This window comes from Kluyvera sp. Awk 3, from assembly GCF_028069715.1.
Classification (GTDB): domain Bacteria; phylum Pseudomonadota; class Gammaproteobacteria; order Enterobacterales; family Enterobacteriaceae; genus Kluyvera; species Kluyvera georgiana_A.
Window position 1 is genome coordinate 23577 of the sequence record NZ_JANEWH010000044.1, and the last position, 12250, is coordinate 35826.

The 12250-nt window shown below is 52.1% G+C and carries 11 protein-coding genes; 7 read left to right on the plus strand and 4 right to left on the minus strand.

What is annotated here, in order from left to right:
* The first annotated feature begins 261 nt into the window (after positions 1–261).
* A complete protein-coding gene (fur, locus tag NNN71_RS11310) occupies positions 262–714 on the plus strand; it encodes a ferric iron uptake transcriptional regulator (protein ID WP_064548293.1) in 453 nt (150 codons plus the stop codon).
* A gap of 120 nt (positions 715–834) precedes the next feature.
* On the opposite strand, the gene chiQ is transcribed toward fur, so the two are convergent.
* The 4 genes from chiQ to nagE all read right to left on the minus strand — a co-directional run bounded on the left by chiQ (position 835) and on the right by nagE (position 6902).
* Positions 835–1170 carry a ChiQ/YbfN family lipoprotein gene (gene chiQ / locus NNN71_RS11315; RefSeq protein ID WP_163449161.1) on the minus strand — a complete coding sequence of 112 codons (336 nt, stop codon included), beginning with the start codon at positions 1168–1170 and terminating at the stop codon, positions 835–837.
* Positions 1171–1220: 50 nt separating this feature from the next.
* Positions 1221–2627 (minus strand): chitoporin ChiP, encoded by a 1407-nt coding sequence (chiP, locus tag NNN71_RS11320; RefSeq protein WP_163449160.1) that lies wholly within the window; start codon positions 2625–2627, stop codon positions 1221–1223.
* A gap of 482 nt (positions 2628–3109) precedes the next feature.
* A complete protein-coding gene (glnS, locus tag NNN71_RS11325; protein ID WP_271458517.1) occupies positions 3110–4768 on the minus strand; it encodes a glutamine--tRNA ligase in 1659 nt (552 codons plus the stop codon).
* Positions 4769–4952: 184 nt separating this feature from the next.
* Positions 4953–6902 (minus strand): PTS N-acetyl glucosamine transporter subunit IIABC, encoded by a 1950-nt coding sequence (nagE, locus tag NNN71_RS11330; RefSeq protein ID WP_163449158.1) that lies wholly within the window; start codon positions 6900–6902, stop codon positions 4953–4955.
* A gap of 346 nt (positions 6903–7248) precedes the next feature.
* Between nagE and nagB the strand changes: the two genes are divergently transcribed.
* From nagB to NNN71_RS11360, 6 genes are all read left to right on the plus strand, one after another.
* The gene (gene nagB, locus NNN71_RS11335; RefSeq protein ID WP_271458518.1) at positions 7249–8049 is read left to right on the plus strand and encodes a glucosamine-6-phosphate deaminase; all 801 of its coding nucleotides are present in this window, start codon (positions 7249–7251) and stop codon (positions 8047–8049) included.
* Between the two features lie 59 nt (positions 8050–8108).
* Positions 8109–9257, plus strand: coding sequence for an N-acetylglucosamine-6-phosphate deacetylase (gene nagA, locus NNN71_RS11340; RefSeq protein ID WP_271458519.1), 1149 nt, complete (start codon positions 8109–8111; stop codon positions 9255–9257).
* Between the two features lie 8 nt (positions 9258–9265).
* Positions 9266–10486: a DNA-binding transcriptional regulator NagC gene (nagC, locus tag NNN71_RS11345; protein WP_163449156.1), complete on the plus strand. Its 1221-nt coding sequence runs from the start codon at positions 9266–9268 to the stop codon at positions 10484–10486.
* A gap of 123 nt (positions 10487–10609) precedes the next feature.
* Positions 10610–10909 (plus strand): type II toxin-antitoxin system MqsR family toxin, encoded by a 300-nt coding sequence (locus tag NNN71_RS11350; protein WP_271458520.1) that lies wholly within the window; start codon positions 10610–10612, stop codon positions 10907–10909.
* Between the two features lies 1 nt (position 10910).
* Positions 10911–11315, plus strand: a complete 405-nt coding sequence (locus NNN71_RS11355) for a type II TA system antitoxin MqsA family protein (protein WP_271458521.1) — start codon at positions 10911–10913, stop codon at positions 11313–11315.
* 86 nt (positions 11316–11401) lie between these two features.
* Positions 11402–12154 carry an HAD-IIA family hydrolase gene (locus NNN71_RS11360; RefSeq protein ID WP_035892682.1) on the plus strand — a complete coding sequence of 251 codons (753 nt, stop codon included), beginning with the start codon at positions 11402–11404 and terminating at the stop codon, positions 12152–12154.
* The last annotated feature ends 96 nt before the right edge of the window (positions 12155–12250 follow it).

A 12250-nucleotide genomic window follows, 5' to 3' on the forward strand; every position in this document is an offset into this window, starting at 1 on the left:
CATTAATAGGTAAAAGCAATCAAAATAATAGCTACATTTTTTTAACTTTTCAGCGCATACCTGTACAATATCTTCTGATTTAGCGTAGGTTCATCGCTCTGTTTGTCGGTGACGCCTCGTTTTTGAAAGCTTAGTTTACCCAAGCCTTGCTGTTTTCATTTATCCAGGGTCATTCTATAATGAGACGCATTAAAACGGGTGAATTCTCTGTGATACTTTCGCTGATGGAAGTTAATCGTTTAGCAACAGGACAGATTCCGCATGACTGACAATAATACCGCATTAAAGAAGGCTGGCCTGAAAGTCACACTTCCACGGTTAAAGATTCTGGAAGTTCTTCAGGAACCGGATAACCACCATGTCAGCGCGGAAGACTTATACAAACGCCTGATCGACATGGGTGAAGAAATTGGCCTGGCCACGGTTTATCGTGTCCTGAACCAGTTTGATGACGCGGGCATCGTGACCCGTCACAATTTTGAAGGCGGCAAATCCGTTTTCGAACTGACCCAGCAGCATCACCACGATCACCTGATTTGCCTCGACTGTGGCAAAGTGATCGAGTTCAGCGACGAATCTATCGAAGCTCGCCAGCGTGAAATTGCCGCCAAACACGGAATTCGTCTGACCAACCACAGCCTTTATCTTTATGGCCACTGCGCTGAAGGCGACTGCCGTGAAGATGAACATGCTCACGATGGTGTAGAGAAGTAACTTCCCCCCTCGTTAAAAAGCCAGCGCCATGCGTTGGTTTTTTTTGCCCTTCGTTCGTATTCAGCCATAAAAAAACCGCTGCAAGCAGCGGTTTTTTCAGTTATTAGCATTCGCCTTATCTTATGGCTTCACGGTGTTATTGCTGCGAATTTCCTGCCACATCTTATCGCATTTGGCTTTTACGGCCTGGTCGTTACCGGTACGGGTTGCCTGAATACACTGCTGGTAATCCAGCACGCGTACGGATTCCTGATTAGCAAACTGTTCATGCTGTTTCTCTTTTTTCAGCACGTTCAGCACGCTCTGGCAGGCCTGGATTTTGTCCGGATTGCCTTCAGCGGTGTTAATGCACGCGCTGTAGGCATCCTTCAGCTTACTGTCTTCTTTCGGCGTGGATGGCTGAGCGCAAGCGGTAAGGCCAGCGGCCATCAGGGCAACAATAATCAGTTTTTTCATACGATGAGCCTCTTAGCGGCGGCAGAGGCTTCCCCCTGCCGCATCATGCATCAGAAAATAGTGAACGGTGCGATAACCATGAATTTCACGTCACGCTCATCCTGGAAGATGTTGCCGTAACCACCGCCCCAGCTTGGGATGTCGGAGTGGTTGTCGTACTGAGTGAAGTGCAGTTTGAAGAGGGTACCCTTCGCGCGGCCTTCCTGTACGGTATACATGGCATCCAGGCTGTATGCAGATTCTCTGATCGTATTGTTTTTGTTGTAGTAGGCATCCGGGTTCATCTGCCAGGTCGCTGGTTTCGCATCCCATGCATAGACGTAGGATGCACCCACTGCCCAGCCAGGAAGATTCCAGTTCTTCAGGTCATACATACCACCGAAGAAGACCGCTTTTTCGCCGTTGGCGTTGAAGTCAGAGCGGTTATCCCACCAGATATCCAGACGACCGTTAGATGACGCGTAGGTCGGGGTCATACGCTGCAGGAAGTAGCCCTGCTGACCGTCAGCCTTAACCCAGGTCCCTTCCAGACGGAAGTCGAACACTTCGTTCAGCTTATAGCCAAATGTTAACGCCTGCAGCCACGCGGTGCCGTCGTAAATGTCGTTCACGCCGTGATCGCTCACTTTGTCACGGGTACCATAGAACTGGTAGCTGGTAGTCAGCGGGCCGCCAGGGATATCAAATTTGTAGCTTGCTTTGGCGAAGTACTGGTCGACATAACCTTCCGCCTGACCGAATGCCGCTTCCAGCACCAGGTCATTTTTAAAATCGTATTTCGCACCGATAGAGTGCAGGTAATCAACTTTGGTCTTCTTATCATTCTGATAGAAGTTATCCATCTCCAGATGCCATGGCGCCTTGTACTCATTGGTCCACATGTAGGAGAAGCTCAGCGCGCCATTGTCGCCGTAGTCAAAGTTTGCCCCGGCTTCAGCGCCCTGGTAAGTACCCGGCATAAAGCTCCAGTGCGGTGCCAGCAGGGTTTGACCGGTTGGTTGAATGTAACCCGCACGCGCCCAGGTTGGGCCAAGTTTAAATTTAGCTGCCGCTTTATACAGGCTGATACCGCTCTTATCGCCGCTGTAATCTTCGCTATAGCCTTTATTTTTTGACGAGAATGCAATTTCGTTCGGGTGACCGCTTTCGCTACTTTCCGCCATTTCAATCGCGGTAAAAGCAGCAATATCAATACCGAACATGTCAGCCGCATAACCCGACTGGAAGTCGAGGTTGGCGTTCCAGGTGGAGTGAGAAAGGTTGGTTTTATATTTGTCGTGGTCGGTCACATCTTTACGGTCACGCTCACGCTGCCAGTAGTAGATGCCGCCGGTTAATGTTGAATCATCAATGAACCCTTCTGCCTTCGCTTCCGGAGTCATCACAAAGCCTGACATCGCTGTCACACCGGCGATAGCCAGCGCCAGCGTACTACGTTTGCCACTAAACGTACGCATAGTTATATCCTCTTTGACTTTTAAAAATGCCGCTGCAAAGCAGAAGCAAAAAAATAAAACGCTAAAAAATGAACTTCTGGAAAAAAGGTGTTTCAGTACACTGATAGACTATTTTTCGCGACGCGAATTATCAATCCTTTTCCGCAACAAGAGTGCAGGATTATGACAAAGCGCACATATTTGGTTTCAATGTGTAACGTAATGCATTGTTAACATTTGCACAGGCCAGCCCTTGCGGGGCTTGGATGAAATGTTAATGAGACCGTTTACATTGAAGATCAGGGGTGGGTAGATGTAAAAAAGTGCGAACGTACCAGATCCAGGAAAATATTATTAATTCGCATCGCGAAACTATAAAAAAGAACCGGTTTGCACATTACCGGAACAGAAAGGAACGATATGTTGCCATCGGCGCCAGGGGCATATGACCAGGCAAAAAAAACGCCGCAAAAGCGGCGTTTTTCATGTTGGATCGGCGAGTATTAGCCAACCCAGGTATCACGTAAACCAACGGTACGGTTAAAGACCAGCTTGTCTGCCGTGCTGTAGCGGCTGTCGAGGCAGAAGTAACCCTCACGCTCGAACTGGTACGCTTTACCGGCCTCAGCGGCCTGCAGAGACGGCTCAGCATAGCCCTGCTTGATAACCAGTGACTCAGGGTTCATCACCGCCAGGAAGTCTTCTGCGGCGCCTGGGTTCGGTACGCTGAACAGACGATCGTACAGGCGAATCTCTACCGGCAGCGCGTGCGCGGCGCTAACCCAGTGAATCACGCCCTTCACTTTGCGGCCATCAGCCGGATCTTTGCTCAGGGTATCAGCATCGTAGGTACAGAAGATGGTGGTGATATTGCCTTCGGCATCTTTCTCCATGCGCTCTGCTTTCACCACATAGGCGTTACGCAGACGCACTTCTTTCCCCATCACCAGACGCTTGTACTGCTTGTTCGCTTCTTCACGGAAGTCTGCGCGATCGATCCAGATTTCGGCGCTAAACGGCACTTCACGGCTGCCCATTTCCGGTTTATTCGGATGGTTAGGCATGGAAACCATTTCGCTCTCACCCTGCGGATAGTTTTCGATCACCAGTTTTACCGGATCGATAACCGCCATCGCGCGCGGCGCGTTTTCGTTCAGATCTTCACGAATGCAGGATTCCAGCGACGCCATCTCAATGGTGTTGTCCTGCTTGGTCACGCCGATGCGCTTGCAGAACTCGCGAATGGAGGCGGCGGTGTAGCCACGGCGACGCAGACCGGAGATGGTCGGCATACGCGGGTCGTCCCAGCCTTCGACATGTTTTTCCATCACCAGCTGATTCAGCTTGCGCTTGGACATCACGGTGTATTCCAGATTCAGGCGCGAGAATTCATACTGGCGCGGGTGAACCGGAATGGTGATGTTGTCCAGCACCCAGTCGTACAGACGACGGTTGTCCTGGAACTCCAGCGTACACAGCGAGTGGGTAATGCCTTCCAGCGCATCGCTGATGCAGTGAGTGAAGTCGTACATCGGATAGATGCACCACTTGGTGCCGGTCTGGTGGTGATCGGCAAATTTAATACGGTACAGCACCGGGTCACGCATAACGATAAACGGCGAGGCCATATCGATTTTGGCGCGCAGGCACGCGGTACCTTCCGCGAAGCCGCCGGTACGCATTTTTTCGAACAGCGCCAGGTTCTCTTCTACGCTGCGATCGCGGAATGGGCTATTTTTGCCCGGCGCAGTCAGCGAGCCGCGATATTCACGGATCTGTTCCGGCGTCAGTTCGTCAACGTAGGCCAGGCCTTTGTTGATAAGTTCAACCGCGTAGGCGTGCAGCTGATCGAAGTAATCCGAGGAGTAGCGAACGTTGCCTGACCAGTGAAAACCTAACCACTCGACATCGTTTTTGATCGACTCTACGTATTCGATATCTTCTTTCACCGGGTTGGTGTCATCGAAACGCAGGTTGCACTGGCCCTGGTAGTCTTTCGCGATACCAAAGTTCAGGCAGATAGATTTCGCGTGGCCGATGTGCAGATAGCCATTCGGCTCTGGCGGAAAACGTGTATGCACCGTGTTGTGCTTACCGGTTGCCAGATCTTCATCGATGATCTGACGAATAAAGTTAGTCGGGCGGGCTTCAGCCTCACTCATCGTGGATTCCTCAAAGCGTAAACAACGTATAACGGCACATGATCTTATAAGCCGCGCCCGGAGACAACTATTAGTTGCACAAAAAGGCGTTGTACCGATGAATATGGGGGAATTTACGGCAAAAAAAAGCGGCGGAGGAATTCCCCCGCCGCTTAAGGCATTAATCTACTTTACTCAGGAGCGATTATTTACCTTTAATCTCATACAGCGGCGTCTGACCCGCAACCACGTGACCTTCGGCTTTAATCACCAGACCGCCGAAATCATCGCTGTTACTGCATACGACTGGGCTGATCATTGAGCGTGCATTCGCGTTCAGGAAGTCCAGATCCATTTCCAGGATTGGCTGACCTGCTTTGACTTCCGCACCCTCTTCAACCAGGCGGCTGAAGCCTTTACCTTCCAGCGCTACGGTATCGATACCCATGTGGACAACGATTTCCGCGCCTTTATCTGTTTCCAGACAGAACGCATGGTTGGTGTTGAAGATTTTCACGATAGTGCCCGCAGCCGGGGAAACAACGATGTTGTCCGTCGGTTTCACCGCAATGCCGTCGCCGACCGCTTTGCTGGCGAACGCTTCGTCAGGCACCTGCTCCAGCGCCACCACATCACCGGTAATTGGCGAAACCAGCGCTTCAACGGTTGCGGCGTTAGCCACTGCCTGCGGTTTTGCCGCAGCAGGTGCCGCAGCCGGCGCGCTGTCAGCAGAAGCAGCGGCAACCGGGCCACGTGCAACCACTTTCTTCATCGCATCGCCAATCGCTTCTGCTTTCGCACCCACGATAACCTGGATGGTTTGTTTGTTCAGTTTCACCACGCCGGATGCACCCAGGCGTTTACATACTGCGTCACTCACCTTCGCGGAGTCGGCAACGGTCAGGCGCAGACGGGTAATACAGGCGTCAATCGCTTTCAGGTTGTCAGTACCACCAACGGCAGCAATGTAGCTGGTCGCCAGTTGATCCAGACCTTCTTCCGTGTTGCTGTTGGCTTCGTTGGTCACAACGTTTTCGTCTTTATCTTCGCGGCCCGGCGTTTTCAGGTTAAACATGCGAATAACCACGCTGAACAGCACGAAGTAGATAACGAAGAACACCAGACCCATCACCACCAGCATCCAGACGTTCTTACTCGCTGCCGGCAGGCTGTACATCAACACGTAGTCGATAGCACCTGCGGAGAAGGAGAAGCCCGCGTGGATACCCAGCAGCGTTGCAATGAACAAGCTCACGCCGGTCAGAATCGCGTGCAGGAGGTACAGTACCGGCGCCAGGAACATGAACAGGAATTCCAGCGGCTCGGTCACACCGGTCAGGAACGCGGTGACGGCAACAGACAGCAGCATACCGCCGACCATCGGACGACGCGCTTTTGGCGCTGCGAAGTACATCGCCAGTGCCGCACCCGGCAGACCAAACATCATGATCGGGAAGAAGCCGGACATGAACATACCCGCGGTGCCGTCACCCGCATAGAAGCGGTTGATGTCGCCGTGGAATACCGCACCCGCCGCGTTGGTGAACTCACCAATCTGGAACCAGGCGATAGTGTTCAGAACCTGATGCAGACCGGTTGGGATCAGCAGACGGTTGATGAAACCAAAGATACCGGAACCCAGCGCGCCCGCGCCGACGATCCACTCACCGCCCGCATGGATAGCGTTCTGCACCGGCGGCCATACGTAGCCGAAGATGGCAGCCAGCACCAGACAGAAGAAGCCGGTTGCGATCGGCACAAAACGTTTACCGCCGAAGAAGCTCAGGAAGTCAGGCAGTTTGATACCCGCCCAACGGTTATAAACGGCACCACCGACCAGACCGGTAATGATACCGGCCAGCACACCCATGTTAATGGCTGGGTTGATAGTCACCATTGCTTTGGTCAATACGAAATAACCTACCGCACCCGCCAGCGCTGCCGCACCCGCGCTGTCTTTTGACCAGCTGGATGCCACACCGATAGCGAAGATTAGCGCCAGGTTATCAAAGATAGACCCGCCCGCCTGTGCGATAAACGCGACGTTGAGTAAATCTGGCTGACCAAATCGCAGCAACAGCGCCGCAACTGGCAGCACGGCGATAGGGAGCTGTAACGCCCTACCGAGTCGCTGGAAAAAACCTAAAATATTCATCTTATTCCCCCTACGAGACCCCGAGACGGCTCATTTAATCTAAGCCATTTTTTTATTGTGCAAAAAAGCATGACACTGCGATGTCTTGTAAACTGCATTTACACCTGTTCAGGCATCAGAGTGTGTGAAAATTTAATTCGTATCGCAAATTAAACGCGTTCTTTTTGTGACTATAGTCACCAAATATTGTTCTCACCACTCCCTTTCACTGGCTAACTATGAAAACTTATTTTATCATTCAAAAAATCAAAACGGATTGCTCCCTATCGATGCAAACAGGTTACGCTTAGAGAGTGCACGGAGACGCCATCCGCCAACTTCTTACATTTTACATTTGAGGTGAAGAATGAGACTGATTCCTCTCGTTAACGCTGAACAAGTCGGCAAATGGGCTGCTCGCCACATCGTTAACCGCATCAACGCATTTCAACCCACCGCGGACCGTCCGTTTGTCCTCGGACTGCCAACCGGCGGTACCCCGCTGGCGACCTACAAAGTGTTAGTCGAAATGCATAAAGCGGGCCAGGTTAGCTTTAAACATGTTGTCACCTTTAACATGGACGAATATGTCGGCCTGCCAAAAGAGCATCCGGAAAGCTACCACAGCTTTATGCACCGTAACTTCTTCGATCATATCGACATTCCTGAAGAAAACATCAATCTGCTGAATGGCAACGCGCCAGATGTTGACGCAGAGTGCCGTCGCTATGAAGAAAAAATACGTTCTTACGGCAAAATTCACCTGTTCATGGGCGGTGTGGGCAACGACGGCCACATTGCGTTCAACGAACCGGCATCGTCACTCTCTTCCCGTACCCGCATCAAGACGCTGACTCACGAAACCCGCGTGGCAAACTCCCGCTTCTTCGATGGCGACGTCTCTCTGGTGCCAAAATATGCGCTGACCGTTGGCGTGGGCACCCTGCTGGATGCCGAAGAAGTGATGATCCTGGTGCAGGGCGCGCCGAAAGCGCTGGCGCTGCAGCAGGCGGTTGAAGGCAACGTTAACCACATGTGGACCATTACCTGTCTGCAGCTGCACCCGAAATCGCTGATCGTTTGCGACGAACCGTCCACGATGGAGCTGAAAGTTAAGACCCTGAAATATTTCACTGAATTAGAAGCTGAAAATATCAAAGGTCTGTAATGTCTTACCCGTCCCACGCCGCGGCGTGGGACAACATTTTTTGAATACCGGGGGTCGTAATGTATGCATTAACCCATGGCCGGATTTTTACCGGTCACGAAATTCTGGATGACCATGCGATTATCGTCGCCAATGGCCTTATTGAACGTATTTGCCCACTGGCTGATGTACCAGCGAACGTCGAACAGCGTTCCGTAAATGGCGCCATTATCGCCCCTGGTTTTATCGACGTTCAGCTTAACGGCTGCGGCGGCGTACAATTCAACGATACTGCCGAAGCGGTGACCGTTGAAACGCTGGAAATTATGCAAAAAGCCAATGAGAAATCTGGCTGCACCAGCTTCCTGCCGACGCTGATTACCACCAGCGACGACCTGATGAAACAGGGCGTACGCGTGATGCGTGAATATCTCGCCAAACATCCGAACCAGGCGCTGGGCTTGCACCTCGAAGGCCCGTGGCTAAACTTGGTGAAAAAAGGCACCCATAATCCGGAATTCGTGCGCAAGCCAGATCACGAACTGGTGCAATTCCTCTGCGACAACGCTGACGTGATCACCAAAGTGACCCTGGCGCCAGAGATGGTCGCACCGGAAGTGATTACCGCGCTGGCTAACGCCGGTATCGTGGTTTCCGCCGGGCACTCCAACGCCACGGCGAAAGAAGCGCGTATCGGTTTCCGCGCGGGCATCACCTTCGCCACCCACCTGTTTAACGCCATGCCGTACATGTCTGGCCGCGAACCAGGCCTGACCGGCGCAATTCTCGATGCGAACGAAATCTACTGCGGTATCATTGCTGATGGCCTGCACGTGGACTACATCAATATCCGTAACGCCAAACGCCTGAAAGGCGATAAGCTGTGCCTGGTCACCGACGCCACCGCACCGGCAGGCGCCAATATTGATCAGTTCATTTTTGCCGGTAAAACAATATACTACCGCAATGGTCTCTGCGTAGACGAAAACGGCACCTTGAGCGGTTCATCGCTGACGATGATCGAAGGGGTCCGCAACCTGGTCGAGCACGCTAACATTGCGCTGGACGAAGTGCTGCGTATGGCGACGCTCTACCCTGCTCGCGCGATCGGTGTTGAAAAGCACCTCGGCAGCATTGCCCCGGGTAAAGTGGCGAACCTGACCGCATTCACCCACGACTTTAAAATCATCAAGACCATCGTTAATGGCGACGAGGTCGTTACTGAGTAAGAGAAAGTATGACATCAGGCGGACAAGCTCAAATTGGTAATGTTGATCTCGTAAAACAGCTTAACAGCGCGGCCGTTTACCGCCTGATTGACCAGCATGGGCCAATCTCGCGGATTCAGATTGCCGAGCAGAGCCAGCTTGCCCCCGCCAGCGTAACCAAAATTACGCGTCAGCTTATTGAACGCGGCCTGATCAAAGAAGTCGATCAGCAGGCCTCCACCGGGGGCCGCCGCGCCATTTCTATCGTCACCGAAACCCGCAATTTCCACGCGATTGGTGTCCGTTTGGGCCGCCACGACACCACCCTGACGCTGTACGATCTGAGCAGCAAGGCGGTTGCCGAAGAACACTACCCGCTGCCGGAGCGCACTCAGGAAACGCTGGAACATGCGTTGCTCAACACCATTGCCACCTTTATTGAATCGTGCCAGCGTAAAATCCGCGAGCTGATCGCCATTTCGGTGATTCTGCCCGGTCTTGTCGACCCGGAAAGCGGCATTATTCGCTATATGCCGCATATCCCGGTCGAAAACTGGCATCTGGTGGAAGCACTGGAAAAACGTTTCAAAGTCACCTGCTTTGTCGGCCACGACATCCGCAGTCTGGCGCTCGCGGAGCACTACTTTGGTGCAAGCCAGGACTGTGAAGACTCCATTCTGGTGCGCGTGCACCGCGGTACCGGCGCGGGCATTATCTCTAACGGGCGTATTTTTATTGGCCGTAATGGCAATGTGGGTGAAATCGGCCATATTCAGGTTGATCCGCTCGGCGAGCGCTGCCACTGCGGTAACTTCGGCTGTCTGGAAACCGTGGCTGCGAATGCCGCCATTGAGCAGCGCGTGCGCCATCTGCTTGAACAGGGCTACCAGAGCCGAATCACGCTTGACGATTGCCACATCAAAACCATCTGTAAGGCGGCCAATAAAGGTGACCCACTTGCCACCGAAGTTATTGAGCACGTGGGGCGCCATCTCGGGAAAACAATTGCCATCGCCATCAACCTGTTTAACCCACAAAAAGTGGTAATTGCCGGTGAGATCATCGAGGCTGACCGCGTGCTGTTACCCGCCATCGAAGGCTGCATCAATACTCAGGTTCTGAAGGCGTTCCGCAAGAATCTGCCGGTGGTGCGCTCGACGCTCGACCATCGCTCCGCGATTGGCGCTTTTGCGCTGGTTAAACGCGCCATGCTGAACGGGATTTTGCTGCAACATTTGTTGGAAGGTTAGTCGCAAATCAACGAGTAACGCGCTGCAAACGTTGATACAGCGCATTTTTAAACTCATCCTCGCTAGAACATCCCCCACTTCCGGATTAACCTATTTGCCAAATTTTGCATTTAGGTTAATCTTATGGAAAAGAGAACGCCGCATACCCGTTTAGACACCATCCAAAATCTGGTCCGCGATGGACGGGTATGTATCACAAACACAGCGTTAATCAGCGCATCTCAAATCGGATTCCAGTCAAAACGAGAAATCTTTGAGGTTGTGATGGCTCTGAAAACAGGCGATTTCTACAAAAGTATGACGGCCTACCATGATCACACATGCTGGCACGATGTCTATCGTCCCACCTATAAGGGACTGCCTCTCTACATTAAATTCATCGTATCAGGCAGCCTCCTGATAGTGTCATTTAAGGAGTTGTAAAATGAAATGTCCTCTATGCGGTGGTGCAGAGCTGAAACACGAAAAGCGTGATATTCCCTATGAATACAAAGGGAACAAGACTGTATTTCACGATGTTAAAGGCCAGTACTGCGATAACTGTGGCGAAATCATCTTCGATAAGGGTGAAGGCGAAGAGTATATGGCGGGCATGGTGGAATTTAACCGGCAGATCAATGCCCGTGAGGTGGATCCTGCATTCATAGCCCGGGTACGTAAAAGTCTTGAACTCGACCAACGCCAGGCGGCTGAAATCTTTGGCGGCGGTGCGAATGCTTTTAGCCGCTACGAAACGGGACGCATTGCGCCGCCTAAGCCGCTCATATTGTTATTTAAGACGCTAGAAAAGCATCCAGAATGGTTCGAAGAGCTGAGAAAACAAGCGTAAAGCGTGAGAGAACGGCGCAACGAAGAGGCAGGCAGAAAGATAACGTGTATAATTACGCCTCTTCAAAAACAAACGCCAGGTAGTCCATGACCATTCAGAATGTAATCTGTGATATTGACGGCGTGCTGATGCACGATAACGTCGCCGTGCCGGGCGCGGCAGAATTCGTCGCGCGCGTACTGGATAAAGGTATGCCGTTTCTTTGTCTGACTAACTACCCTTCACAGACGGGTCAGGATTTAGCGAACCGTTTCGCCACCGCAGGCATCGACGTGCCTGACAGCGTATTTTACACCTCCGCCATGGCTACCGCCGATTTCCTGCGCCGCCAGGAAGGCAAAAAAGCGTACGTGGTCGGCGAAGGCGCATTGATCCACGAACTTTATAAAGCCGGGTTCACCATCACCGACGTCAACCCTGACTTCGTTATCGTGGGTGAAACGCGCTCCTTTAACTGGGAGATGATGCACAAAGCGGCATTCTTCGTGGCCAATGGCGCACGCTTCATTGCAACCAACCCGGACACGCATGGCCGCGGCTATTACCCTGCCTGTGGCGCACTGTGCGCCGGCATCGAAAAAATCTCAGGCCGTAAGCCGTTTGTCGTTGGCAAGCCAAGTCCGTGGATCATCCGCGCCGCGCTTAACAAAATGCAGGCGCATTCAGAGCAAACGGTGATCGTCGGCGATAATCTCCGCACCGATATTCTGGCCGGCTTCCAGGCTGGTCTGGAAACGATTCTGGTCCTTTCTGGCGTCTCCACCGTGGATGACATCGATAATATGCCGTTCCGGCCTTCGTGGATTTATCCGTCTGTGGCGGAAATCGACATCCTCTAATAGATTCACATAAATTATTGGTAGATGGATATACAGCACCATATTCATTTACCAATAATATAAATACAAAATATAAATTCATATCAGCAATACTAC